The organism is Vibrio sp. YYF0003 (assembly GCF_036350715.1).
GTDB lineage: Bacteria > Pseudomonadota > Gammaproteobacteria > Enterobacterales > Vibrionaceae > Vibrio > Vibrio natriegens.
Genome location: NZ_JAZDWA010000001.1, coordinates 156,671 through 181,394, shown reverse-complemented (window position 1 = coordinate 181,394; position 24,724 = coordinate 156,671). Strand labels below are relative to the sequence as shown.

General features: G+C 43.0%; 23 protein-coding genes and 1 tRNA gene. 11 read left to right on the top strand and 13 right to left on the bottom strand.

Translation table 11 applies throughout. The annotated features are described in order from the left end of the window. Positions 1 to 36 precede the first annotated feature (36 nt). Both torT and V1U08_RS00815 read left to right on the top strand, forming a co-directional pair. Positions 37 to 1,080 carry a TMAO reductase system periplasmic protein TorT gene (gene torT / locus V1U08_RS00820; RefSeq protein WP_330469653.1) on the top strand — a complete coding sequence of 348 codons (1,044 nt, stop codon included), beginning with the start codon at positions 37 to 39 and terminating at the stop codon, positions 1,078 to 1,080. A 71-nt stretch (positions 1,081 to 1,151) separates the two neighbouring features. After that, on the top strand, positions 1,152 to 1,607 hold the full coding sequence (locus V1U08_RS00815; protein ID WP_014234063.1) for a methylglyoxal synthase: 456 nt from the start codon (positions 1,152 to 1,154) through the stop codon (positions 1,605 to 1,607). A gap of 77 nt (positions 1,608 to 1,684) precedes the next feature. Here the strand turns inward: V1U08_RS00815 and helD are convergent, their stop codons facing one another. After that, positions 1,685 to 3,754 carry a DNA helicase IV gene (gene helD / locus V1U08_RS00810; RefSeq protein WP_330469652.1) on the bottom strand — a complete coding sequence of 690 codons (2,070 nt, stop codon included), beginning with the start codon at positions 3,752 to 3,754 and terminating at the stop codon, positions 1,685 to 1,687. Positions 3,755 to 4,142: 388 nt separating this feature from the next. On the opposite strand from helD, the gene yccS reads away from it, so the two are divergent. The 4 genes from yccS to cueR all read left to right on the top strand — a co-directional run bounded on the left by yccS (position 4,143) and on the right by cueR (position 8,595). Beyond that, complete coding sequence (yccS, locus tag V1U08_RS00805; protein WP_330469651.1) at positions 4,143 to 6,296, top strand: YccS family putative transporter; 2,154 nt, start codon at positions 4,143 to 4,145, stop codon at positions 6,294 to 6,296. A gap of 347 nt (positions 6,297 to 6,643) precedes the next feature. Continuing rightward, positions 6,644 to 6,805: a hypothetical protein gene (locus V1U08_RS00800; RefSeq protein WP_014234060.1), complete on the top strand. Its 162-nt coding sequence runs from the start codon at positions 6,644 to 6,646 to the stop codon at positions 6,803 to 6,805. A gap of 840 nt (positions 6,806 to 7,645) precedes the next feature. After that, a complete protein-coding gene (locus V1U08_RS00795; RefSeq protein ID WP_014234059.1) occupies positions 7,646 to 7,897 on the top strand; it encodes a YgjV family protein in 252 nt (83 codons plus the stop codon). A gap of 311 nt (positions 7,898 to 8,208) precedes the next feature. Beyond that, the gene (cueR, locus tag V1U08_RS00790) at positions 8,209 to 8,595 is read left to right on the top strand and encodes a Cu(I)-responsive transcriptional regulator (protein ID WP_014234058.1); all 387 of its coding nucleotides are present in this window, start codon (positions 8,209 to 8,211) and stop codon (positions 8,593 to 8,595) included. Positions 8,596 to 9,108: 513 nt separating this feature from the next. On the opposite strand, the gene V1U08_RS00785 is transcribed toward cueR, so the two are convergent. The 6 genes from V1U08_RS00785 to rbsD all read right to left on the bottom strand — a co-directional run bounded on the left by V1U08_RS00785 (position 9,109) and on the right by rbsD (position 15,129). After that, positions 9,109 to 10,116 carry a substrate-binding domain-containing protein gene (locus V1U08_RS00785; protein ID WP_020334737.1) on the bottom strand — a complete coding sequence of 336 codons (1,008 nt, stop codon included), beginning with the start codon at positions 10,114 to 10,116 and terminating at the stop codon, positions 9,109 to 9,111. A 16-nt stretch (positions 10,117 to 10,132) separates the two neighbouring features. Beyond that, positions 10,133 to 11,053: a ribokinase gene (rbsK, locus tag V1U08_RS00780; RefSeq protein WP_330469650.1), complete on the bottom strand. Its 921-nt coding sequence runs from the start codon at positions 11,051 to 11,053 to the stop codon at positions 10,133 to 10,135. A 189-nt stretch (positions 11,054 to 11,242) separates the two neighbouring features. Continuing rightward, a complete protein-coding gene (rbsB, locus tag V1U08_RS00775; protein ID WP_014234055.1) occupies positions 11,243 to 12,121 on the bottom strand; it encodes a ribose ABC transporter substrate-binding protein RbsB in 879 nt (292 codons plus the stop codon). 79 nt (positions 12,122 to 12,200) lie between these two features. Further along, a complete protein-coding gene (rbsC, locus tag V1U08_RS00770) occupies positions 12,201 to 13,184 on the bottom strand; it encodes a ribose ABC transporter permease (protein ID WP_020334734.1) in 984 nt (327 codons plus the stop codon). Then, positions 13,181 to 14,686, bottom strand: a complete 1,506-nt coding sequence (gene rbsA / locus V1U08_RS00765; protein WP_014234053.1) for a ribose ABC transporter ATP-binding protein RbsA — start codon at positions 14,684 to 14,686, stop codon at positions 13,181 to 13,183. Before rbsA ends, rbsC begins: the two co-directional genes overlap by 4 nt. 23 nt (positions 14,687 to 14,709) lie before the next feature. Continuing rightward, the gene (gene rbsD / locus V1U08_RS00760; protein ID WP_065298755.1) at positions 14,710 to 15,129 is read right to left on the bottom strand and encodes a D-ribose pyranase; all 420 of its coding nucleotides are present in this window, start codon (positions 15,127 to 15,129) and stop codon (positions 14,710 to 14,712) included. A gap of 476 nt (positions 15,130 to 15,605) precedes the next feature. Here rbsD and V1U08_RS00755 point away from each other — a divergent pair, with 476 nt between their 5' ends. Continuing rightward, positions 15,606 to 17,978 carry an EAL domain-containing protein gene (locus V1U08_RS00755; RefSeq protein ID WP_330469649.1) on the top strand — a complete coding sequence of 791 codons (2,373 nt, stop codon included), beginning with the start codon at positions 15,606 to 15,608 and terminating at the stop codon, positions 17,976 to 17,978. A gap of 453 nt (positions 17,979 to 18,431) precedes the next feature. Here V1U08_RS00755 and V1U08_RS00750 read toward each other — a convergent pair whose 3' ends face one another. Continuing rightward, positions 18,432 to 18,833 carry an NUDIX hydrolase gene (locus tag V1U08_RS00750; RefSeq protein WP_020334729.1) on the bottom strand — a complete coding sequence of 134 codons (402 nt, stop codon included), beginning with the start codon at positions 18,831 to 18,833 and terminating at the stop codon, positions 18,432 to 18,434. Between the two features lie 460 nt (positions 18,834 to 19,293). Here V1U08_RS00750 and V1U08_RS00745 point away from each other — a divergent pair, with 460 nt between their 5' ends. The 3 genes from V1U08_RS00745 to V1U08_RS00735 all read left to right on the top strand — a co-directional run bounded on the left by V1U08_RS00745 (position 19,294) and on the right by V1U08_RS00735 (position 21,171). Further along, positions 19,294 to 19,941: a murein L,D-transpeptidase catalytic domain family protein gene (locus tag V1U08_RS00745; RefSeq protein WP_330469648.1), complete on the top strand. Its 648-nt coding sequence runs from the start codon at positions 19,294 to 19,296 to the stop codon at positions 19,939 to 19,941. Positions 19,942 to 20,335: 394 nt separating this feature from the next. Beyond that, positions 20,336 to 20,827, top strand: coding sequence for a hypothetical protein (locus tag V1U08_RS00740; protein ID WP_330469647.1), 492 nt, complete (start codon positions 20,336 to 20,338; stop codon positions 20,825 to 20,827). 20 nt (positions 20,828 to 20,847) lie between these two features. Beyond that, the gene (locus tag V1U08_RS00735; RefSeq protein ID WP_118120235.1) at positions 20,848 to 21,171 is read left to right on the top strand and encodes a hypothetical protein; all 324 of its coding nucleotides are present in this window, start codon (positions 20,848 to 20,850) and stop codon (positions 21,169 to 21,171) included. Positions 21,172 to 21,241: 70 nt separating this feature from the next. Here the strand turns inward: V1U08_RS00735 and V1U08_RS00730 are convergent, their stop codons facing one another. Next, positions 21,242 to 21,760, bottom strand: coding sequence for a DUF4136 domain-containing protein (locus V1U08_RS00730; protein WP_330469646.1), 519 nt, complete (start codon positions 21,758 to 21,760; stop codon positions 21,242 to 21,244). Positions 21,761 to 22,163: 403 nt separating this feature from the next. Here V1U08_RS00730 and V1U08_RS00725 point away from each other — a divergent pair. Next, a tRNA-Gly gene (locus tag V1U08_RS00725) sits at positions 22,164 to 22,238 on the top strand. A gap of 261 nt (positions 22,239 to 22,499) precedes the next feature. Here V1U08_RS00725 and V1U08_RS00720 read toward each other — a convergent pair. From V1U08_RS00720 to V1U08_RS00705, 4 genes are all read right to left on the bottom strand, one after another. After that, complete coding sequence (locus tag V1U08_RS00720) at positions 22,500 to 23,036, bottom strand: flavodoxin (protein WP_020333842.1); 537 nt, start codon at positions 23,034 to 23,036, stop codon at positions 22,500 to 22,502. Between the two features lie 136 nt (positions 23,037 to 23,172). After that, positions 23,173 to 23,439, bottom strand: coding sequence for an RnfH family protein (locus V1U08_RS00715; protein WP_020333841.1), 267 nt, complete (start codon positions 23,437 to 23,439; stop codon positions 23,173 to 23,175). A 2-nt stretch (positions 23,440 to 23,441) separates the two neighbouring features. Further along, a complete protein-coding gene (locus V1U08_RS00710) occupies positions 23,442 to 24,122 on the bottom strand; it encodes an electron transport complex subunit E (protein ID WP_014234043.1) in 681 nt (226 codons plus the stop codon). Next, positions 24,115 to 24,723: an RnfABCDGE type electron transport complex subunit G gene (locus V1U08_RS00705; RefSeq protein ID WP_330469645.1), complete on the bottom strand. Its 609-nt coding sequence runs from the start codon at positions 24,721 to 24,723 to the stop codon at positions 24,115 to 24,117. Before V1U08_RS00705 ends, V1U08_RS00710 begins: the two co-directional genes overlap by 8 nt. Position 24,724 lies beyond the last annotated feature (1 nt).

Below are 24,724 nucleotides of genomic sequence, written 5' to 3'. Positions count from 1 at the left end.
ATATCCTGAGGATATTTGGGTATAATACGTTATATTTTGCAATGTTTACTCAATCTAAGCCAACGAACTTCATCCATGGTTATTAATCAAAGCTTGCTTCGCTCAATTATCAAACACTTCGTCCTCGCCGGAGCATTATTCACATCCCTACCGTCGCTAGCTGAAGAAAAAATTTGTGCCATTTACCCACATCTAAAAGATTCGTATTGGTTGTCTGTCAATTACGGCATGGTTTCCGAAGCAGAAAAGCAAGGTGTTCACCTTCGCGTATTGGAAGCCGGTGGATATCCGGTAAAACACCGTCAGGAACAACAACTCAAGCTTTGTCATCAATGGGGTGCCGACGCCATCATTTTGGGCACGGTCGACCCTCACGCCTATGAACACAACTTAACCAATTTAGTGGGTAACACCCCTGTATTCGCAACAGTCAACCAGCTCATTCTAGATAAAAAACAGAGTCCTCTGCTAAAAGGTGAAGTCGGAGTGGATTGGTATTGGATGGGACATGAAGCAGGAAAGTATTTAGCCGAACGTCATCCCAAAGGTTCTGGCAATACCAATATCGCTTTGTTGCTTGGCCCGCGCACTCGCGGTGGAACAAAACCGGTAGCGACGGGCTTTTACGACGCCATAAAAGACAGCGATATCCACGTTGTTACTACTCTGTGGGCGGATAACGACAAAGAGTTACAGCGTAACCTAGTGCAACGCGTCATTGACCAAGGCAATATTGACTACATTGTTGGAAGCGCAGTCGCAATAGAGGCAGCGATCAGTGAGCTGCGCAGTGCCGATAAAGCGAGTGAGATTGGCTTGGTTTCCGTCTATTTAAGTCACGGCGTTTATCGTGGCTTACTGCGTAATAAGGTACTCTTTGCAGCTACGGATAAAATGGTTGAGCAAGGTCGACTATCCCTCATTCAGGCAACACGCTATTTGAGAGACTTACCTTATGAAAAACATGCGTCACCGAGCATCATACCACTGACACCAACAACGCTTGACGAAGATACAATTCAGGAATCGTTATCCCCATCCGAATATAGGCCAACATTCAGCGTCAAGCCTATTGATTGATCGATTAAAAAAGTGTTTCATTAACCAATACACCAAAAATAACTTTATCATTTTGAATCGGAAATAACTTGATGCAAAAAACAACTCGTACCATGCCTGCACACAAGCACGTGGCTTTAGTTGCGCACGATAACTGCAAACCTGAACTGCTTCGCTGGGTACAAGAAAACAAAGAACAACTTCAACGCCACTTCCTGTATGCGACAGGGACAACAGGGCATATGTTAAGTAAAGAAACAGGCTTAGCGATTAAAAATATGATCAGCGGCCCTATGGGTGGTGACCAACAGATTGGTGCTTTGATTTCGGAAGGTAAAATCGACGTACTGGTGTTTTTCTGGGATCCATTGAATGCCGTACCGCATGATCCAGATGTAAAAGCGCTTCTTCGTATTGCCAGCGTTTGGAATATTCCAGTTGCGACCAACCGTGCAACTGCAAAATTCATTTTCAACTCTCCGCTTATCGAACAAGAAGTCGACATCGAAGTGCCAGACTATGAAGCCTATCTGAGCGAGCGCACATAATCTGTGCCCGATATTTTAGATAAAACAAAGGCGATACCGAGTATCGCCTTTGTTATTTCAAACGGTATCTATTTTATTTAGCGCGAAGTAATGATTGGGTAGTCCCCTGCAACCAGCTCCTGAATGAACGCAGAGCCAGCGCCTGTATGGGTAATCCAGACTTTTTCTTTCGCTCGGGTAATCGCAACATAAAACAATCGGCGTTCTTCGGCATGCGGAAACTTATCGTTAGATTCCGTCAAGGCACCATCAATATGGACTTGCTTTTTCTTCGCTGGGAATTGCCCTTCATCTACCGACAGGATAATCACGAAGTCCGCTTCACGCCCTTTACTCGCGTGACATGTCATAAAGCGAATATCAAGGTTCGGGAATCGTCTCAACCAGTCATCATATAGATCTGGTTTATGATAATGATTACGTCCAAGCAGCAACACCGATTTAGTTTGCTTCGCCTGTTGGTTTAACTGGTCGAGGATTTTCTCCACTTGGTTACTTGGCGCGGTGTGGACACTTTTTTGCTTACGTTGTTTGTGGCTATTTAGAGTTTTAGGTAACTGCGCCGGGTTTTGCTGCACAAACGCATTGGCCACATTACCAATCTGATTGTTAAAACGATACGTTGTGTCAAGATGATGAACCGTCGAATACGCAAATCTGTCTTTAAAGCCAGTAATCAGATCGACATCAGCGCCGGCAAACTGATAAATGGATTGCCAGTCATCCCCTACTGCAAATAATGTTGCACCCGCTTGTTTCTCACTGGATTCGCACAGCGCTTCTATTAACGCTAAACGATCAGGAGAGATATCTTGATACTCATCGACCATAACAAAGCGCCACGGAGCGACAAACTTACCTTTTTTAACATACTCAGTCGCTCGACTGATCATCGTTGGGAAATCAACCTGATTCGTCTCTTTGAGCATTTTTTGCCAGGCAGTAAAACATGGCCAACACAGTGCGAGCTCACTATTTAATCGAGTGTACTCTTGATGATCGACCAGTTTTTCTTGAACCTGCTTTTTGGTTAATCCAACCGCCGCCAGATGTGACAGCTGTGAGTCTAACCACGCAATCAGTTTAGGGTTCTCAGAATGGCTACCCAGCTCGTCATCCCCTTTCAAATAGGCAATAGGCCACTTGTCCAAATGCTTTTGCCAGCGCTTGAAGTTTGTAGGAGTCATCCAATGCTTTTTAAGCCAATCAATACACCACGCCGTACGTTGGTTATCGTCCAACGCTAATGGGCTGATCTCCACGGACTGTGGTTCGACTTGATTCAGTATGAACAACCCTAATTGATGGAAGGTGTTTACACGAGTGCCCTCTGCCGCCATACCTACTTTTTCAACTAAGCGCTCTTTCATCTCTGTCGCGGCATCACGCCCGAAAGCAAGCATTAGCAGTTCTTCAGATTGTGCCTGATGGCTTTGAAGTAAATAAGCGACCCGTGCAGTAAGGACGCTGGTTTTACCAGAACCGGCACCTGCGAGCACCAGATTGTGATCATCGTTGAGCAGTACGGCATATTGCTGAGACAGGTTCAATGATGAAGACTCAATACGGCTGAACAGCACCTCCCAGTTTGGACGTTCACTCTCCAACCACTCTCGATTTCGCTCTTCTAACGTTTCAGAAGTATCAACAAGCCAAGGTTCAATTTCTGCCATACGGTTCGGCATGCGTAATTTTGCTTCTTCCAAAGTCGTTTTAATTTCCACGAGATCTTGGTTTAAACGCTCAACCCAGGACGTAACCTGGGAGTGTGAAAGATAAGCAGGCAGATGTTTTAACTTATAGAGCTCCTCTTCCCACACAGGAAGGTATTCGGCTAACTTTTTACACTGATTGTTGTGCCAGTCCTGATACTGGCGCACCGCATCAAGCGCGAATTTTCTGCATTGTGGCCATGGTAACCCCTGCACCAGCCAGCTTCGCTGCTTCCCATCTTGTTCGTGAGAAAAGAATTGTAGCGAGCTCCAAAGCAAACCACGCTTGACGTTAACTTTGCCATTCCACACGGTAAACGGAATATGCTCTTCACTGCCTATGGAACTTAATAAAACACTGTTCTCTTTTATTTCGACATGATAATACTCATTTTGAATAAAAAACTGTGCTTTGCTGGTGGCAGTAAGCTGCATGAAATGTGCGCCTTTTCGAGTGATAAGTTTTCGATTTATATCATTTTAGAACATCAAATTGTAGCAATGCGACGCACTGAAATAAGCATCTGGTTTACATTCTTAAATAAAATTCACATTACTGCTGATTTTGTGAACATTACTAACACTAATCAACCTAAAAACATCATGCTTACATAAAGAAATTATCAACTCAGGAAGCCCTAAAGATTAAGCGTTTAACTAGTCACGCTAATATCGAGGCTCTTTCTGGTCATTTCATAAGCAAGCTACCTTTTTTCTTAAATTAAATCATAAAAACGCTATAGTGGAGTTGGTATGATATCCAAACAACCTCGGGATATACGGGTATAACTGTCCGTTTTTTATCGGAAATCTAAGGCGCAACGTGCAAGCAACTTCTAAATTTCGCCTCTATTGGGCTAACAAAACCGTTAACTACAGTATTCTTATACTGATAACTTTATTAGGTGTTGTCATACCTGCCTGGTATTTCGGTCAAAATACATTAATTACGCCGCTAATATTGGGAATTATCGCCGCAGCGCTGGCGGAAAGTGATGACAGTTTTACCGGACGAATAAAAGCGCTAATCTTAACGTTCATCTGTTTTGCTGTTGCCGCGTTTTCAATTGAAATTCTGTTCAACACTCCGTTGTTATTTGCCATCGGACTATTTATCTCTACGTTCGGGTTCATCATGCTTGGTGCAATCGGCCCTAAGTACGCCAGTATTGCGTTTGGATCCTTGCTTATCGCCATCTATACCATGCTTGGCGCCCATGAAAGCCCAAATCTATGGTTCCAACCACTGCTACTGTTAACTGGTGCGGCATGGTATTACTTCATGTCGATGATATGGCAGATTTTTTGGCCGCTGCAGCCCGTTCAACAGAACCTGGCAAACGTTTTTTTCCAAATGGCGAACTACCTGGACGCTAAGGCAAAACTTTTCCATCCGGTGATTAACCTTGAACCGCAGCCCATGCGAATTGAAGCTGCACGCCTTAACGCAGCGACAGTGACGGCTCTCAATGCTTGTAAAGCCACGCTGCTTAACCGCTCGAAACGCGGTCATATCGATGGTCCAAGTGACCGATTTTTAAATATCTACTTTATCGCCCAAGACATTCACGAGCGCGTAAGTTCCAGTCATTATCGTTATCAAGATCTGGCAACTGAGTTTGAACGTTCGGATGTCCTGTTTCGTTTTAAGTACCTGCTGGAATCTCAAGCCCGAGCGTGCCGCGATATTGCTCAGGCGATTCAACTTGGTAACGAGTACACTCACACCAATGAATCCATTCTCGCTTTAGCTGAGGTTCAAAACTCCCTTAACTATCTCGAAGAACAAAAGCAGAGTCACTGGAAAAGACTATTAGGTCAGCTTACTTACCTATTCAATAACTTAGCTACTGTTGAAAAACAGCTGAGTAATATCAACAACCCTGATGCAGAAAGACTTGAAGAAGATATGCTGGACGACACCAATCCACATACTTTAAAAGCCATGTGGCAACGGATTTCAGCGAACCTCCATCGAGACTCCCTACTGTTTCGCCATGCATTACGTATGTCGATTGCATTAACGCTTGGTTATGGAATTATTCAGGCGTTTGATTTTGAACGCGGATATTGGATTCTTTTAACGACCTTGTTTGTATGTCAGCCTAACTACAGTGCAACGCGCCAGAAGCTTACTGCCCGAGTAATTGGGACGTTGGCAGGCTTATTAGTTGGCGTGATGCTGCTCACCGCTTTTCCTTCGCAAGAAAGCCAATTGGTGTTCGTTGTCGTCTCCGGTGTGATGTTTTTCGCCTTTAGAATGAACAATTATGGTTATGCAACTGGCTTTATCACCCTGCTCGTATTGTTCCTTTTCAACCAGCTAGGCGAAGGCTACGCAGTTGTACTGCCTCGACTGGCCGATACAATTATTGGTTGTATGCTAGCGGTAGGAGCGGTCATGTTTATTCTTCCTGACTGGCAGTCCCGACGACTTCATAAAGTCATGTCAGATGCGATTGATGCAAACAAGCAGTATCTTGGACAGATCATTGGTCAATACCGAGTCGGTAAAAAAGACAGCTTAAGTTATCGTATCGCACGTCGTCAGGCACATAATAGTGACGCAACGCTCACCTCCGCTATCAGTACCATGCTTGCTGAGCCAGGGAAATACAGAACCGCCGTTGATGAAAGTTTCCGTTTTCTCACTCTCAATCACGCTATGCTGAACTATATCTCTGCATTGGGTGCACATCGTACACGTATCGACGATAACTCAATTCATAAATTAGTGTTAGACGCCCACCGTTGTATTCATCAGCATTTGGATGTTCTTCATCAGCAGCTTCACCAGCACTGTGAAACATGTGATCTCTCGGATATTGAAGACGCTGGTCTGGAACAACGTTTAAATGAATGGCGGGACGAAGATGACAGCTCGGCTCGAATGGTATTGCAACAACTCCACCTTATTTATCGCATGTTGCCGGAGTTACATTCACTGGCAAGTAAATTCGCTGTCCGCGTGAACTGATTGTATTCGCGACTCACTGATCTGCTCTTTAACTCGGGAAGCTTGTTAGCTTCCCTTTTTTATCGAATAAATACATCAATCAAAGCGAGCGTTCTTGAATTCAACATGTGCTAAAGCCATGCTGGTAACCATTCCTACATATTTACGCACCTTCCTACAAGCCAGTTTTTTCACCTTACAATTTCGTCACATTTTGACTATTCACTTGACACACCCTGACAATATTCGGACAAAAATAATGCGATTGAGCTCTAATCTAGCCTTGTGTGAATAAGTTTGTTGTATGGCCATGGAGGCCCTAAAAATAGGTAATGAAGGATAAACCTGTGTACAACGAGGAATGTGATATGAACAAACAGCAATTTAACGAGCTTAAACAAAAATTGAGTGATTTAACGGACAGTCAGCTTAAGTCTCTTCAGGGTGAAATTAGCAAGACCCTAGACAAAAAACGTTCTCCACTGCTTTCTTCGGAAGAGCGTGAGATGATTTCACAACTGTTTTCTTGATCTTGTTTCCTCGATCTCGCTAATCACGAATTCAATTCGCGTAGTGTCCTGCCGTACTTTACCCTCGTTGTAGCACGTACAAAGTAACGCCTTTTAATACTTAGAGCAGAAGAGACAGTCCTAACCTGCACCTCCGTTAACTCCCCCTCTGCAAATGAATACTCGTTAAGCCTCACTGATTTATTGTCGTATCAAACTCAATTTGTCACCAAATACCGTATTGAAGCTTTAGCTTTCAGGGCAACCCTTTAGACATGCTTGCTTCAGGTGAAAACAAAACTTCCCGATGCAACCAGTAGTGGCAAAAAGCCAAATATAACGCTGTAGAAACTCGTACGCTTAGACAGTTTTATCAGCAAAGGGGATGAGTAAAACGTAACCATAAGATAGGGAATAATATAAATCGGTTGCAGAAACAATGCACAAATCAGATGCGACAGAATATGCAACTCAGCACTCCAAGAACTTGGGTGTGTTCTACGGATTAATGCAAAAGAAAGAATAAGGCTAATAGCAAGGTTCAACATAACAGTACAAATGTAAATAATTATCATTTTCCATTTTAGTGAACCATTCAAGCATCTTCAAATACGTTTTAACTATTGATCTCATCAGCACAATCAATCAAACAAATGAATAATGCTATCAATAATTTTCTTATTAAACGTTTGCGTAATCGCTAACCTTCACTTTCCCCAATTTTGAGGCTTTTATCACGTTATGTACGTTGTTATAGTACGCCCAACATAAAGACCATTCGAGGCACGGAGCTTCCTCAATAATCTCAAGAAGAGAAGAATTGGTACCGACATATTCGGCAGATTTAAAGAGGGTCAAAAAATGGAAATGAATATGGTTGAAATTCTAGGTTATGCGGCTTCTATCATGGTTGCTATCTCGCTTACTATGAAAGACATCGTTAAACTTCGTATCCTTAACTTTATCGGTTGTGGTCTATTTACCGCTTACGGCCTTATGATTGATTCATGGCCAGTTGTACTAACCAACGGCTTTATTGCATGTGTTAACGTGTACTTCCTAGCTAAAATGCATCAGGAAAAAAGCAACCTAGAGCCTGAAAAAGCTCAATAGACACCGATGTCTTAAAAATACAGTATTTAAAAAGCCCGCTACCTCTGTTAGCGGGCTTTTTTGCGTTTTATCATTTCATCAATTGAAGCTCTATGCTCTCTCGACGTGAGAACACACCGACATGAGAAGCATATAGATCATCAAAAACGTTATCTATACCAAAGGGGACAGGCAGGCCATCTTTCGAAAACCTTTAAATAACTCATTAATTTACCGGAACTTACCCCAAAGACCTCACTCTAACTCCTGCATATTGAATCTATTTGGGTATATAATCGCGTTAAGCGCTATCTTGAATGAAGAGGTGAATTATGAATATTGGTGCTGTAGCCAAACTGACCGGCCTTTCCTCTAAGTCTATCCGTCTGTATGAGGATAAAGGGATTATTTCACCACCGGCTCGCAGTGATTCTGGATATCGAGAGTATTCTGACAACCATATCCAAGAGCTCAACCTGGTTTCACGCGCAAAACATGCAGGATTCTCACTGCAAGAGTGCAAAGAGTTTGTTCAACTCGCGCACAACCCAAATCGAAAAAGCAGTGAAGTTAAAGCTCGCACGATGGATAAATTAAAAGAAGTTGAAGAGAAAATAGCGCACCTGCTAGAGATGAAGCAACAGCTAGAAAGCTGGGTATCTTCCTGCCCTGGTGACGCAAAAAGTCGTTGTCCTATCATTGACGAACTGACCAAATAAGTTCATTTGCCCAAATAAACTAAAAGGAGGACACGAGCCCTCCTTTAATAATTCAAACTAGTCGTGCACTTAAGCTACGATTTTGAAATTGGGTATCTTTTCTTAAACGCCGATGCGGATGCAAACAGCCCGGTCGCTGCAAAAGTAACAAAAATCCCTAGCAAGTATGACAGTTCCTCGTGCGCCAGAAGACCGTAACTACTAAACAAAAAGACAAAAAAGACGAGTGCTACACTAATACGATGACACCATGGTCGTTTTACAGAATACTGAGCGTATTTTTGAACTAGAGCAAACCCCATCCAATTACCCCATTAATTACAATATTATTATTTATAGGCGGTAATAATAGATATTTTATCAACTTATGAAAATGTACGTATTCATTTTCTGGCAAAAAGTCACATTTATTGTAAAAATTGTCAATTAACGGACAAAATTAAACCATAAATTTTAAAAATTGATATATATCAAAGATATAATAAACGAACTCATACAGTTAGAGAAATGGAGCTAAAAAAGCATTTTTACGCTCTTTCGCTCGACTAACGCAGGCTCCAATTGGACCACTTCTGCTTCCGCTGATTTGTCGTTTAGCCGTCTGACCAAGGTTTCAACCGCGGCCTGCCCCAATCGATACTTAGGCTGGTGAATGGTTGTCAGTGATGGAGACATGAATTTGGCGATATGTATGTCATCGTAACCAATGAGAGAAAGATCCTCTGGCACGTTGATACCTAGCTCGTTGGCCGCGTTGATCACCCCCATCGCCATCATGTCGTTGGAGACGAAGATAGCAGTCGGTAGCGCTCCCCTTTCAGACATCTTTTTCAGAGCCTGATAGCCACCTTCACATTCAAAATCCGATTCGATGATCCAGTTGGGATTAAACGTCAAGCCTGCTTCAAGCATGGCACGTTTGTAACCTTCATATCGCATTTGGGCCTGATGCTTGATCAGAGGGCCAGTGATACAACCTACCTGCTTATGCCCGCAATCTATCAGGTGCTTCACTGCAAGATATCCGCCACGCAGCGAGTTATCTTGAATCTTATCGCTGGTAAAAAGCATTGGTCCCCAGTCCATAACCACAACCGGGATATCAGGGTATCGCTCGAACACATCAATACGCTCCCCTTCCAATGAATCACACATCAAAATCAAACCATCAACACGCTTTTGAAGCAGCGTACTAATGGATTGACGCATACGTTCGTTATCCCCTTCGGTGTTACATAGGATAAGGCTATAACCTTTTTGGTAACAACTGCGTTCGACACCCTTTACGACTTCACCGAAGAACGGGTTGGTAGAGGTTGTTACCAACATACCAATAGTTTGAGTTCGATTGACCTTAAGGCTGCGCGCTAACGCTGATGGAGCATAATAATTGAGTTCTTTTGCGGCGTTATTAACTCGCTCTGAGATCTCTTCACTAACAAAGCGAGTTTTGTTAATAACATGGCTCACCGTAGAAGTGGATACCCCTGCCAGTTTCGCGATGTCTTTCATCGTTGCCATGTTATAAATTCCTTACTTATTGGTTTTCAGCTAAGAATGCGTCCACCTCTTCACGAGTTGGGATAGACGTCTGTGCACCAAAGCGCGTAACTGAAATGGCTGCAGCTGCGTGTGCAAACTTAATTGCTGATTCTAAAGACAAACCTTCCAATAAACCAGTGACGAATGCCCCATTAAAGGTATCACCTGCTGCCGTGGTATCGGTAGCGTCAACGCGGAAACCAGGGATAATCTCGCCACGACCATTCTGACTTAACCAAACGCCTTTCGCCCCTAGGGTAATCATCACGATTTCAATGCCTTTGCTATGCAGGATGTTGGCCGCTTCCTGAGCACTATCGTTATCCGTCACTGTCACGCCAGTCAGGACTTCTGCTTCGGTTTCGTTTGGAGTGATGACATCGATACACGCTAATAATTCGTCCGATAATTCACGCGCAGGTGCCGGGTTAAGAATCACTTTCGTTTTTGCATCTTTTGCTACACGTGCCGCTTTCTCGATGGCACATATCGGTGTCTCAAGTTGCATCAACAAGTATTCAGCGCGGCGTATGCGCTCCAGATCTGGCTCAATAGCCTCAGCGGTCAGCTTAGCGTTCGCTTCTGCCGAAATACAAATACTGTTCTCACCACTATCTGCTACCTGAATCATCGCAATACCAGTTGGACAATTTGGCTGCATCTTCACCGCGCTAATGTCGATGCCGTCCATCTTAAAATTCTCGCGAATATTGATCCCGAATGAATCATCACCAACACAAGCAATAAAACCAATATCAGAATTCAGGCGTGCTGCGGCAACGGCTTGATTTGCTCCTTTACCGCCAGGAATAACTTGGTAGTTGCGACCATGAAGCGTCTCGCCTGGGCGAGGAAAAGAAGGCACTTGAAGAACATGGTCAGCGTTTACACTACCTAACACTACTAACTTATTCATACGGTTATCCTCGGTTCTGAATGAACCCTTTTTGAAAAACTGTTTTCTGAAAAATACATTAGATGACTTTAACTTCTCGTCTGAGCCGTAATAAAAAGTCAAAGGCATCTATTCTTGCCCTCTCCCCCTAACGACAGATAAAACGGAGGAGAGAGCGAAGAAACTAGGATTATTTATCCAAAGCCGTGATTATTTGGTTACCACTTTTAGAGGAACCGGGATGTAAGCTTCGACTTTTTCGCCTTTAAGGACTTTGTCCGCTGTTTCTACACCCAACGCACCGATAAGGTCTGGTTGCTGTGCGATGGTTGCAGCAAGCTTGCCACGGTTAACAGCAGCGATGCCGTCTTCAGTACCATCAAAGCCTACGATAACCACATCTTTGCCTGATGCCTGTACCGCACGTAGTGCACCAAGTGCCATCTCATCGTTTTGTGCAAACACGGCTTGTACATCTGGATTCGCAGCCAATAGGTTTTCCATAACGTTCAAACCTTTAGTACGGTCGAAATCAGCAGGCTGGCTTGCAAGAAGTTCCATGTTGCTGCCTTTTACTGACGTCATGAAACCTTCGCCACGCTCACGTGCCGCTGATGTACCCGCAATACCTTCTAGCTGGATGACTTTCGCTTTCTCGCCAACCTTCTCCATAATGTATTTGCCAGCCATTTCACCGCCAATCACGTTATCTGAAGCAATGTGGCTAACCACGTCACCACGGCTTGCGCCACGGTCGAGTGTCAATACTGGTACATTAGAGCGGTTTGCCATGCGAATCGCATTAGATACTGCGTCTGAATCTGTCGGGTTAATCAGAATCGCTTTAACGCCTCGGATAGTCAGGTCTTCGATGTTTGATAGTTCTTTACTCGGGTCATTTTGCGAATCAAGAACAATCAGATCGTATCCCAGCTCTTTCGCTTTCGCTTCAGCACCGTCTTTCATCGTTACGAAGAACGGGTTGTTCAGAGTTGAAACCACAATCGCCATCGTATCCTGAGCTTGTGCAGCCACAGATACGGTTGAGGAAAGAAGTGCAGCAGAGATAAGAGTTGCGAGTTTTTTCATCGTTATAGTCCTTTGTGTAGGGTGAGCCAGCACACGTCGACTGGCTCAGTGTTATTCACATCGTTTGGATTGTTATGAATTACTTATTTTTGTTGTCTACCAGTACTGCTAGCAAGATAACCACTGCTTTTGCAATCATTTGGTAGTAGGAGGAAACATCAAGCAGGTTCAGTGCGTTATTCAAGAAACCGATGATAAGCGCACCAATTAGTGTACCCATGATGCGGCCTTTACCACCCATCAGACTGGTACCACCCAGAACTACTGCTGCAATCGCATCTAGCTCGTAACCCATACCTGCTGTAGGTTGTGCAGAAGAAAGACGAGAAGTCACGATGATGCCAGCAAGCGCCGCTAACATACCGCAGATGGCGTAAACACCAATCTTCACTCGGTCAACATTGATACCTGACAAGCGAGTAGCAGATTCATTACCACCAAGTGCGTAAACGTAACGACCAAAGCGAGTGTGGTTAAGTAGGTACCACGCGGCAGCAAACACAATTACCATCAGCCATACAGGAACCGGAATACCCAGCGCATAACCCGTACCGAACCATGCAAATGCATCAGCGGTATCGGTAAAACCAGTAGAAATTGGTCGACCGTCTGTGTAAACCATGGTTACACCGCGTAATAAAGTCATGGTAACCAGTGTTGCGATGAAGGCTTGAACCTTACCCTTAGCGATAATGATACCGCTGATTGCACCAAGCGCAGCACCAGCAAAAAGAGCGGTAGGCACGGCAACCAGCACGGGAACTTCCATTGCAATCAGGCTTGCAGCAAATGCTCCACATAACGCCAGTACAGAGCCTACACTTAAATCGATACCTGCGGTCAGGATAACAAGTGTCATACCTACAGCGATGATCGCATTCACTGAGGTTTGACGAAGAATGTTAAGAATGTTGTCTACCGTGAAGAAGTTCGGGTTCAGGAATGATACGACAACAATCAAAAATATAAGTGCAATCAGTGATTTTTGTTCAATCAGCCATTCTTTGGTGAACAGCTTTTTGCTGCTAGCTTCGTTCGGTTTGCTCATGGTATTGGTACTCATGCTGCTTCCTCATTAATCTTTTTGCCTACGGCACAGGCGAGTAATTTTTCTTGGTCGGCGTCTTTCGCATCGAATTCGCCACTAATACGACCTTCATGCATGACAAGAATGCGGTCACTCATGCCCAGCACTTCTGGCATCTCAGAAGAAACCAAGATGATGCTCATGCCGTCGGCTTTGAATTTATTGATTAGCTGATAAATCTCTTTCTTGGCACCAACATCAACGCCGCGTGTTGGTTCATCCAGAATCAGAACTTTAGGTTTGGTCATCAATCCTTTCGCGATTGCCACCTTCTGTTGATTACCACCAGAGAGGTTGCCAATAATTTGGTCACGCGTCGGTGTTTTGATGTTGAACAGTTTGATGAAGTCTTCTACTGCAACCACTTCTTCACCGTGTTGGATTTGGACACCTTTGGTCAACTTATCCAGAGCACACAAAGACATGTTTTCTTTGACTGACAAACCGAGTACCAAGCCATCGCCTTTACGGTCTTCAGAGATGTAGGCGATACCATTTGCCAGACCATCTTGCGGACTAACTGGGTTAATGGTTTTGCTGTCTAGGTTGATAACACCACGTTCACTCGGTAAAGCACCGTAAATCACCTTCATCAATTCAGTACGACCCGCGCCCATCAACCCTGAAATACCAAGGATTTCACCACGCTTAAGCGTGAAACTAACATCGTGAACACCGGAGCCGGTTAAACCGATCACTTCAAGACACGTCTCACCATGTTTTACATCAATGCGTGGGTACTGTTCTTCAAGCTTTCGGCCTACCATCATTTCGATAAGACCGTCTTCATCGGTATCCGAAACCTGACACTCACCAATGAACTTACCATCACGAAGTACGGTAATGTCGTCACAAATTTCGAAGATCTCTTTCAAACGGTGTGAAATGTAAACAATGCCGCAACCTGCATCACGAAGCTCATTGATCACTTTAAATAGCGATTCGGTTTCCGTATCCGTCAGTGCGTCGGTTGGCTCATCCATGATGATGACTTTCGATTCAAAAGAGATCGCTTTGGCAATTTCGACCATCTGCTGTTCGCCGAGGCTTAAATCGCCAAGCAGCGTTTTAGAGCTGTGTTTTACGTTCAAACGCTTCAAAAGCCTGTCAGCTTCATCGTACATTTTGCTCCACTGAATACGTCCCATCGCACCAGTAAATTCACGTCCTAGATAAATGTTCTCCGCAATGGTCAACTCAGGGATTAAATTCAGCTCTTGGTGAATAATGCTGATACCTGCTTCTTGAGAATCTCTTGGACCTTTAAATGCAGCGGGCTGACCCTGGTACTGAATGCTACCTGAGTCCATGTGGTAAATGCCGGTTAGCACTTTCATCAAGGTTGACTTACCTGCTCCGTTTTCACCCATAAGCGCCATTACCCGCCCTGGATACACATGAAGGCTCGCCTTATCTAGCGCCTTTACGCCCGGAAACGCTTTTTCAATCTCACTCAGTTGTAGAATGGCTTGAGTCATAATCTGTCCTCACATTCCCTGGCTTAAAAAACCACGCCAGCTTGGAAGATAACGTTCGCATACGGTGTACATTCACCCGTGCGAATCACTGCTCTGCTTTGTTCAGTGCGAGCTTTAAACGCTTCGTGCGATACATAACTAATTTCAATAGGCTTGCCTGTGCGCTTGCTTTCTTGGCTTAACTCTTCGACCAGTGCGTTATGCAGGTCTGGGTTAACGTCACAAAACTCTTCTGCAAGGATAGCGCCTTCAATCTGTGATTCAGACAAAATCACTCGAACGGTATCAATAAAGCTTGGTACCCCGTGAGTGAGCGCTAAGTCGATTCGTTGCACATGCTCAGGAATTGGCAAGCCAGCATCACAAATGGTGATTTCATCGGTATGACCCAACGTTGCCACCAAGTAAGAAATATCTGAGTTTATAAGGGTACTTTTTTTCATCTCATAGACCTTTCGGTTACACGTTCATAAAACGATAAGCGTCTGCATTAGGATGTTTTGGTTATTTACAGAAAACTCATCGAAACGTTTCGATGCAATAATAGTTCGCAGGAAAAATTTGAAAAGGGAGCGATTTATAAGGTGTGAGAATGATCTGCAATTGAAGCTTCAACATACATAAAAAGACAACTTTCATCACAACTCCGACATCGAAACGTTTCGATATCAGAGCAATTTCACTTAATTGCATATCTTTAAAAGAGTCAATTGTTAGCAACAAACACGTCTAATTACTGAGAAACAACCCAATTAGGCCATTGAAAAGGATATGCAGCTTCACAATTCTCAGAGAGCTGACAGATTTTCAAGCTCAGTAAACTCAAAATCTAGTTACACTTTGAGAACTTACGTCATCCGTTAACTACCGAATCGGTATGCAACGTTTGTAAGGACACAAACGGAACTGAAGAAAAAGAATGAAATTAAGCAGCAGGGTAATTTTGCTTGTAACGCCAGTGATCTTGTTAAGTGCGGTGGTATCGAGTTACATAATCTATAGCATTCAAAAAGTCACACTCATCAAGCGAGAAGATAGCTATATTCAATTGCAAATGGAGAAACTTGCGGGGCAATTCCGACAAGCGAATGTTTTCCTTCATAGCTACGCTTATACTTTGGGTAAAAGTGACGTTCTACAAGATTATTTAATTAATCACGATAACCCTTACCGTGGGCGAGTTTTGTTTAATCGCTTGGATGAAACAGCGGATGTATTAAGCCATGGCTATCATGGTGATACCAACATGGCTATCCTCAATGGTGAACAAAAACTCCTCTACTACACAGAAAATCAATTTTTTGAATCTTCCGGGTCGATTGATCCTAAAGTAACGGAGTACATTTCAGACAACTTTGCAAAACACGGCGATTATAGCCGTACAGGTTTTATTTATAATTCCAGTGGCCAAAGTATCCTACTTCAATACGATTTGATCGATAAACGCACGGGAGAACACCCGTTAAGTTTCGATCCCAGCAATGCATTTTTTGTTATTGTGACCGTCTCTCTGGAAGCCTTTAGTGATATTAAACACGATATCGAGTTTGACACCCATAGCGTCATTACCTTTTCTGATAAGCCGATTTATCTCGATATTCCTCTTGCTCAAACGATAGAACTGCTGCCGCATTTTTTTGCCATCCTCTCTCCAGCAGAATATCTGATGTGGAATAAAGTCGACAAAGTGTGGCTCGAGCTGGCACTTTCATTTGGGATTGCCGCGTTTTGTACCATTACATTAATCGTTCTGGTTCTATATCGAAATGTATTACGTCCTGTTTCTCGACTCGACAGGCAACTTAAGGAACTCGAAGCAAATAAGCGAGATAACATTGAGAAGTTAGAGACTAACGACGAGATAGGCAGGCTTTCATCACGCTTCTTCGATATGTATGAAGAGCTAAGTATCATCTACAAGAAAACGAAACGTCTCGCAGAAACAGACCAATTAACGCAACTTGCTAACCGTCATCGATTCAATCAACTGGTTACTCAAGAGCTCGCCTCTCCCTCTGATTATTTATGGGTCATCTATGTTGATCTGGATAACTTCAAATATGTAAATGACAAATATGGCCATGAGTTGGGGGATTCGCTATTAAAAGTGTTTTCAACCCACATCAAGAATGTGTGTCAAAAGTTCTCTCATCAATATAACAGCCCTTGTTTTGGCGCGCGCCTTTCCGGAGACGAGTTCGCCATTCTACTTAGCTCTAACGAATACGTAGAAAATCTCCCAGATTTACTCGCGACAGAACTGCTAAAACCTATCAATACACTGAGCCACTCTTGGCCAAATACCTTCCCTGTCACCGCCAGTGTTGGCGTGGCGCGTTTCCCGGAAGACGGTGCAGACATTACAAAGCTTCTCTCTAATGCCGATGCCGCAATGTACCAAGCTAAGCGCGCGGGTAAAAACCAATACGCCTATTACTCTGCCGACTTGAATATAGAGGCACAAAGACGAAGCCAAATTGAACGAGCGTTAAGAAAAACCGATGTAGAAAAAGAATTCCGATTAGTTTTTCAACCCTACCTAAGCCGTTACGACAATGAAATTGAAGGCTTAGAAGTACTACTGCGTTGGGATGCGGAAGGTATCGGGCCAATACCTCCTGCTGAGTTTATCCCTATTGCTGAGCAAACGGGTCTGTTCGATAAAGTTGACCGTTGGGTGTTCTCTACTGCAGCGGCCCAATACCATCAATTGAGAGCAATATTTGATAAAGACATTATTTTATCAATCAACCTATCCTCTGCAGAGCTCAACTCCTTAGAAATGGCGGAGTATATCCACACATATACAACTAAGTACGACGTTGATCCTAAGTTTATTGAACTCGAAATTACGGAGACTTTTGCCTCTGACCAACGAGGGACCGCCCTATTAGACGAGCTTTCTAACCTTGGCTATCGACTGGCAATTGATGACTTTGGCTCAGGGTATACATCCCTGACCCAGCTTGTTCAGTTCCCGGTGCAAAAAATTAAGTTTGACCGCGAGTTTCTACTCACACTGATGAGAACCAATAATGGGCATGTAATCAAGCCGATTATAGACTTGTGCCACGCCCAGAATAAAACCGTCACCGCCGAGGGAATTGAGCATGACGTGATGCGCCAATGGCTATCTGAATACCAATGCGATTTTATGCAAGGCTATCTTTTTGGTAAGCCAATGAGTATCGAGGAATTGGAAATATGGTGGGAATCATCCAACCACATGATCTTCAATCGACAGAATCATACTCAGACCTTTGCTGGCGGGCTTTCCAAACTAGCCAAATAAGACACTGTAGAATTAGCTTTGTTTCGTATCTAGGGCTTTAGTAACGCGTTTTTTTGACGAAATGGTGGGCATAAAAAATTCACAGGCAAACCTTGTCGCTATGGTTGGCTGCCCCCAGGCACCGCATATATCTTTATTGTTTGCCTTTTCTCTCGTAAATTGCCGACACTGTCCACATTTATTAATCACTTTATCTTCCTACTAGCAAATATCAATGTATTGACGAATATTACTAATCCCCTAACTGAAGTTACCTTCCGACAGAAAAACTGCACAAGAGAATTAGCTCATAAAAGTCTAGATGGAAAGTAGCACAAGATAAAAAGCGACAGTTTGATATTTCACAACGTTTGTATTCAAAACTAAATTTTGAACACAAACATTTCTGATATAACTCTCTTCCCATGAGCTTATTTGAAAATAAACATTTAACTAAATCTAATATATTTAATTTTACATTGAACTTAATGTATCTTTTAGTCGTCTAAACTCTTTCAACGCAATAGTATCAACCTCTGTTCCTACAGGAGGATTATTCGGCGTATACCAATCAACAGATTCCGCTTCATAACATTCTAAATTACCTTCCCACTCACTAACGATATAGTAATGTATTAGTTGTAATTCAATTGTGGGATGATAAAGAGAACATAGATATACAAATGATTGAGGTGTCACATTCAACTCTTCTTTGAGTTCTCTAAATAATGTTTGCTTCTGGTCCTCACCTGGATCCATATGCCCGCCTGGAATAGCAATAGTTCCAGGATCAGTTTCTTTGTCTTTGGCTCGTGTTTCCAACAATACTTTAGAGTCTTTCACTAATATAAAGGAAACACATTCATGCACTCTCATTTGAACCTCATACTTGTCATCATTTATTCCAATCTATACTGTGCAAGTGTTTGCATTCAAGATTAAACTCATGTTTTGTTACGACTCGGATCACAGAGTGGGATTTTTATTAGCGTTAGATTATTAAAAATAAACGCATTGAAATTTCAGGGATTTTTTAAAATGTGCAATAATTATACATTGTTTTTAATCTGAAGAATTTCATAAACGTCACTACTCACCATTTTATTAGTTAGCAATTTAAGTTATTATTAAATCTGAAGTTTCTCTTGGTAAAAGAAAAACTTTTTAATATCAAAAAGTTAGCATTAAAAGCTAAACATTAATAACATCCCAATGAGTAAGTGCTTAATGTATAACGCTTAATATTGGGAAAGAATATAATTGATGTGCATGTAGTATTACTGAACGCATGAAGCATTCGGCAAATTTGTAACACCTAGAGTTTTATTTGATCAAAATGAAAAAATCATTTTTATTGTTGATATGGACGTTTTTCTCTGTTTCTCCTTTTGCTTTCGCCAAAGATTCGGACGGCAAAGCTCAAGTAGAGAATCAGATTTCTCAACAACAAGTTAGAAAAACATATAAAGACGCTAAGCTAGAAGGCGTTATCGACTTTAAGCTATTTAACGACGCCTATTTAGCTTACAAGAAAACCAAAAAGCGAAAGAAGCCACTACTTACCATCATCGACTACAGCAAACCTTCAACGGATAAGCGATTTTATGTCGTTGATTTAAACAAGAAGCAGCTGATCTACAACACGTATGTTTCTCATGGTGTAAATAGTGGAAAGAAGACCGCGACGAAGTTTTCCAATATCGTGAATTCACGTAAAACTTCTTTGGGTACGTTTATAACTGATACCACCTATTACGGATCCAATGGCTATTCCCTTCGCTTAGATGGCCTTACTTCTGGACTGAACGACAAGGCTCGTGAACGCTACATCGTCGTACACGGTGCTAAATATGCGAATCCTTCTTTTATTAAAAAGAACGGGTATTTAGGACGCAGTTGGGGTTGTCCGGCTCTGCCAGAGAACCTGTCTCGAGAAATCATCGACACAATTAAAGGCGGCAGTGTCATCTACGCAAGCGCATAATATACGAAAGGGAGCAGTAGCTCCCTTTTATCTTTCTAGTCAGAACACTCTTCCCTGTTTCAATACTGACGCCATTCCTTCAACGTCCTCCCTTAAGATTGTATCGATACTAATCCATTGTTCTGACTAGTCGTCTCTGTGATTGTATTTTGAAACAATTCAAGTTTAAAATTCCGCTTAAGCAGTGAGAAAAGCCTGTTCATCTATCTTTCCTATCGTTACTATACGAAATCATTCAGATACTGATTAAGCATCAAAGCCCCGAGACAAGATGCTCGCCGGTGATGAATAAGTATGTAAAATCGGCAACAAATCTTTGATGTATTAGGGTTAATTTTTGCGTTATCTAATTTGTACGTTTTGGCTAATAGCTCTGTCTCTGATCCCAGATTGTATGCTGTCTGCCTACGCGCATGAATATGACAATCACCAAACAAGCAATACATCCGATCATTTATCAAAGTGGGCTCAACAATCACTTTTAAAGCCAGATTTTGCTTTACCCCAATGGTCTTTAGAAAATAATTCGCCTTCGGTTTCTCATAAGTACTCGCAGCATCATAAACGAGACATATTGGCTCTGGTTTCATGCCGTCGTACTTCTCTGCATGATGATGTACAAAGTTTACGCTTCGAACCCGATTATCAGTTGCTCATCGCTTTTTTATCGCCTCCGCTGCTTTCTCTCGCTTGGGTGACAACTCCATTACCTAGAGATAGCTACGGTAAACTTAAAAACCAACGCTCGCTTTATCATCTCCTCGGAACAAGGGAAGCAAATTTACTTTATGTGTTTAAACATGGCCGTGAATACTTGACGAAAGAAAAACAGAGAAATCAAGAAAACGTGTCAACAAGTGACATGGGTACATTTATATTTACCTGAATCCATTCGAGGCCCAAATTATGACCAGATTCGCAATTCCAACTATCTTAACTTTATTACTCACTGCATTCTCCAATGTCGTTTACGCCGACGTAAATCTTGAACAAATGAGCAACGAAGCCCTTTTGGAATGCGCCAATGTTTCGAACGTACAGAATGCCGTACCAGAGCATAGAGCCTCTTTTAGAAACTATTTGATGTCCGTAAGACATTATAGTTTTAGCACGCTTTCTTCTGCAGAACTGGAGTTTAAAGCAGCAAACAAAAACACAACAGATGTGTTAGAAGTGTATCAGAGCAAGTGTCGTGACCTAGGCGAGCAGCTCTATAGCATCGGGTACTAATTGAAGTTATCGTCCCAAAACAAAAAGGCGCATTCTCTGCGCCTTTTTCGATATGAACATTTAAATCTCGCTACTTAGCGCCGTAAGGAAAGTGTTCAAACATCTTCGCAATTTCTTCTGCAATTAGCTCTTCCCTTTTCTCACTGTCCATTGACGTCGTTAATTTACGGCTAGATATCCCTTTCCAAACAACTTGGTTTGCCTTCATATCAACTAATTCGATAACCAAATTACCGTATTTACGCTCTCTATATCGCTCTGGACTGGAAGTAATCACGCCAAATCGATTCCATCCGTAACCAAAACTGATGTTCGACCCAGAAGAAACAAACTCTGTGTTCTCAACAATGTCATGATGGACATAGATATCACCATCACTCGAAACTTGTGAAAGTCCATTAGCTCCTAATTGAGAGGCAATACTTTGTTCAATACGCCTCGCATCGATGCTTGCGGGCGCACCATTCTGATCTCCAAAATCGAACGTTCTATACGATGAAAAGTCAGCCTGTTTGTCGACATCCGTTGTTACCGTAGTGCATGCGACCATAAACAGCCCCAATGCGCCTAACAAGATCCCTTTCCACATAGATATTCTCCTCTGATTTATCGACAGTATCAGCGTCGCCTTCTTTGTTGTCATTTATACGGCTGAAAACAAAAATGAATCATTATGCTACGACAAGATGTCCAACTCAGTACGTTTCCGAGCTCGTAAGCCATCTCTCTTTTACTGAATCACGCACTTTAAAATAATTAGATAGACATTATTGAGTCTTAACTAAGAACGCCAAGTGTTCAATATCTGAGGTCTTGTTTCACAAAGTCGTAGCCAATTGGGTGCTGATTTTCTCAAGAGAATTACCCACCAGCACTCGAATTGAGTACCTTAGCATCATCTTGAGTGATTTTTACGCAATCGACAAACAATTGAAGAGAAAAGACTTTTCTTTTCGAATTAATGTGGCATATTAGATGAGTCCTTTCGATGCGCGGGCATCGTATAATGGCTATTACCTCAGCCTTCCAAGCTGATGATGCGGGTTCGATTCCCGCTGCCCGCTCCAAGCTTTCTTGCGTAAGTTTTAAATCCTTTTGTTCACCATTCCCAACAAAGCAATTGATTTACTGTCAGTAACGTCATCATGATAATCAGCTTTAATCATATTATCCAAAACCGATACGCTCTATAGAACAAAATTGCATAAAAAAAGCCACTCTCACGACAAGAATGGCGTTGTGCCTATGACAGTTAAGTTCGGCAAAATAACAAAAACCCACAAGCTATCAGTTAATTACTGATATTGGGTTAATAGCTTTATTTTTATTCATAGCTCCATTTCAGCTTTAATCTGCTCAACCCAACCTGCAATACGCTGCTCAGTCAGACTTGATTGATTATCTTTGTCGATCACTAACCCGACAAAGTCATCGCCGTCAACCGCATTAGAGGCCGTAAACTCGTACCCTTCTGTGGGCCAAAACCCAACCATCTCTGCACCGCAGTTGGCGACATGATCGTATAGCTCACCAAGTGCGTCCACAAATTCGTTGCTGTAACCAACTTGATCGCCCAATCCATATAGCGCAACTTTTTTTCCCGATAGATCCATGTCCGAGAAGTTGGGTAGAAACTCTTCCCAACTCTCTTCTTGGCAATCTGCTGATAGTCCTGGAAGTTGTCCCTCTCCTAACGTTGGCGTACCGAGAATCAGATAGTCATAACTGGCAAATTCATCGGCGTCGACGCGATTAATGTTTTTCGGTTTATCCGCAACCTCGTCACCAAGTTGTTTTTGGATCAATTTGGCCATTTTGCGAGTGCTGCCCATATCAGTACCAAAGAAAATTCCCACTTTGCTCATAATTAGCTCCTTGCTTAAATTTTTGTCATGGCAGGTATACGTTGCAAAATATCTACCACACATTTAGTGCTATATTATCAATGAGTTAAAAAATTCCTTTCAAACAATGTCTGACCTAATGTCGCAAAGGTGACAATTAATCGTCATCATCCTCATCTTCGTCGTCGTCAGGCTGCCAAATTAAGGGGCGATATATTTCCACACGGTCACCTTCTTTTAGCTCACTATCCAACTTTGTGGATTTGCCAAAAATACCCACTTTTTGTTTGTCGAGATCGATAGCGGGAAACATATCTAGAATATTCGAAACCTGAATAGCGCTAAGTACGGTTGCGCTATGGTCAACATCGACCGACAACCATACCTGTTCATCCGGTAAGGCGTAGACAACACTTACTTTCATGGTTACCCCCTAGTGCTATGTGCTAACGCTGGTGTTGGGTTTGCCACCATGGATTCGTATTTCTGTTTTAACGCCAGAACCAAGCCCAAAACCAGAAAGCCTCCCGGCGGCAAAATAACCAACAACACCCCTTGGTAATCATCAATAATGACCATTTCCAGAAACGCAAAACGTTCGCCCAAAAGTAGATGCGCATTGCTAAACAGGGTTCCACTGCCAAGAATTTCTCGTATCGCGCCGAGCATAGTCAGTACCCAAGTAAAGCCTAACCCCATAAACAGACCATCCACTATAGAGGGCATGACAGCGCTTCTACTGGCAAACGATTCGACACGCCCGAGGATGGCGCAGTTTGTAACAATCAACGGTATAAATAGACCGAGAACTTTGTGCAGAGAATGGAGGTAGGCGTTCAGCAATGCATCGGTCAGCGTGACCAGTGTGGCGATGATGATGACATTCACCGGAATACGTACGGTTTTGCTGATGACACCTTTCGCCATCGAGTTAAGCGTATTTGCCGCAACCATCACGACCATAGTGGCCAGGCCAAGGCCAAGGCCGTTCGTCGCACTGCTGGTTACGGCGAGTAAGGGACAAAGCGCAAGGGACTGCTTGAGTACAATGTTATTGCCCCATAAACCTTGTGACATAATGCTTTTGTACTGGTTCGATTCACTCATTGTTCGCTCCTTGGTAAGATTCAAGCGCTAACAACGCCTGATGCACGCCTTTTACTACGGCTCTGGGTGTAATTGTTGCGCCGCTAAATTGGTCAAAATCACCCCCGTCCTTTTTCACCGCCCACACACCTGTATTCTCTAAAGTGCGCTTGGCAAAACTGAGTATCCAACTGCTTTTTTCCGCTTCGATCTTGTCACCCAGTCCCGGCGTTTCACTGTGACTGATGATTCGAACGCCGATAATCTCCCCACTGATTTTTAAGCCGATAAGAAAGCGGATCGTGCCACTGTATCCCTCCTGCTCACCCCGGATCACCCAGTTAATCAGTTGCTGATTTTCATCTTCCACTCGATACAGTTCGAATGGCTTACCTTCAAACTCGATTAGCTGGCGGTTCGAAAACACGTCATTCGAATAAGGTTGTCCCGCCAGCACCTCCCTCAATAGCGCGTTCTGATCTTCTAAGATACGCTGAGAGATGATTGGCTTTGTCGCCCAATTCGTAACAAACAAAAGTAATGCAGCGAGCGCACATGCACTGGAAAGCAATATGATTTGATACGAAATACGCTCTTTAAATGGCTGTAATCTGACTTCCATG

Excerpts from the sequence above, each read along its gene's own strand:
- V1U08_RS00815 (WP_014234063.1), top strand. The coding sequence starts at position 1,152 with ATGCAAAAAACAACTCGTACCATGCCTGCACACAAGCACGTGGCTTTA.
- helD (WP_330469652.1), bottom strand. The coding sequence starts at position 3,754 with ATGCAGCTTACTGCCACCAGCAAAGCACAGTTTTTTATTCAAAATGAG.
- V1U08_RS00800 (WP_014234060.1), top strand. The coding sequence starts at position 6,644 with ATGAACAAACAGCAATTTAACGAGCTTAAACAAAAATTGAGTGATTTA.
- V1U08_RS00795 (WP_014234059.1), top strand. The coding sequence starts at position 7,646 with ATGGAAATGAATATGGTTGAAATTCTAGGTTATGCGGCTTCTATCATG.
- cueR (WP_014234058.1), top strand. The coding sequence starts at position 8,209 with ATGAATATTGGTGCTGTAGCCAAACTGACCGGCCTTTCCTCTAAGTCT.
- V1U08_RS00785 (WP_020334737.1), bottom strand. The coding sequence starts at position 10,116 with ATGGCAACGATGAAAGACATCGCGAAACTGGCAGGGGTATCCACTTCT.
- rbsK (WP_330469650.1), bottom strand. The coding sequence starts at position 11,053 with ATGAATAAGTTAGTAGTGTTAGGTAGTGTAAACGCTGACCATGTTCTT.
- rbsB (WP_014234055.1), bottom strand. The coding sequence starts at position 12,121 with ATGAAAAAACTCGCAACTCTTATCTCTGCTGCACTTCTTTCCTCAACC.
- rbsC (WP_020334734.1), bottom strand. The coding sequence starts at position 13,184 with ATGAGTACCAATACCATGAGCAAACCGAACGAAGCTAGCAGCAAAAAG.
- rbsA (WP_014234053.1), bottom strand. The coding sequence starts at position 14,686 with ATGACTCAAGCCATTCTACAACTGAGTGAGATTGAAAAAGCGTTTCCG.
- rbsD (WP_065298755.1), bottom strand. The coding sequence starts at position 15,129 with ATGAAAAAAAGTACCCTTATAAACTCAGATATTTCTTACTTGGTGGCA.
- V1U08_RS00755 (WP_330469649.1), top strand. The coding sequence starts at position 15,606 with ATGAAATTAAGCAGCAGGGTAATTTTGCTTGTAACGCCAGTGATCTTG.
- V1U08_RS00750 (WP_020334729.1), bottom strand. The coding sequence starts at position 18,833 with ATGAGAGTGCATGAATGTGTTTCCTTTATATTAGTGAAAGACTCTAAA.
- V1U08_RS00745 (WP_330469648.1), top strand. The coding sequence starts at position 19,294 with ATGAAAAAATCATTTTTATTGTTGATATGGACGTTTTTCTCTGTTTCT.
- V1U08_RS00740 (WP_330469647.1), top strand. The coding sequence starts at position 20,336 with ATGCTGTCTGCCTACGCGCATGAATATGACAATCACCAAACAAGCAAT.
- V1U08_RS00735 (WP_118120235.1), top strand. The coding sequence starts at position 20,848 with ATGACCAGATTCGCAATTCCAACTATCTTAACTTTATTACTCACTGCA.
- V1U08_RS00730 (WP_330469646.1), bottom strand. The coding sequence starts at position 21,760 with ATGTGGAAAGGGATCTTGTTAGGCGCATTGGGGCTGTTTATGGTCGCA.
- V1U08_RS00720 (WP_020333842.1), bottom strand. The coding sequence starts at position 23,036 with ATGAGCAAAGTGGGAATTTTCTTTGGTACTGATATGGGCAGCACTCGC.
- V1U08_RS00715 (WP_020333841.1), bottom strand. The coding sequence starts at position 23,439 with ATGAAAGTAAGTGTTGTCTACGCCTTACCGGATGAACAGGTATGGTTG.
- V1U08_RS00710 (WP_014234043.1), bottom strand. The coding sequence starts at position 24,122 with ATGAGTGAATCGAACCAGTACAAAAGCATTATGTCACAAGGTTTATGG.
- V1U08_RS00705 (WP_330469645.1), bottom strand. The coding sequence starts at position 24,723 with ATGGAAGTCAGATTACAGCCATTTAAAGAGCGTATTTCGTATCAAATC.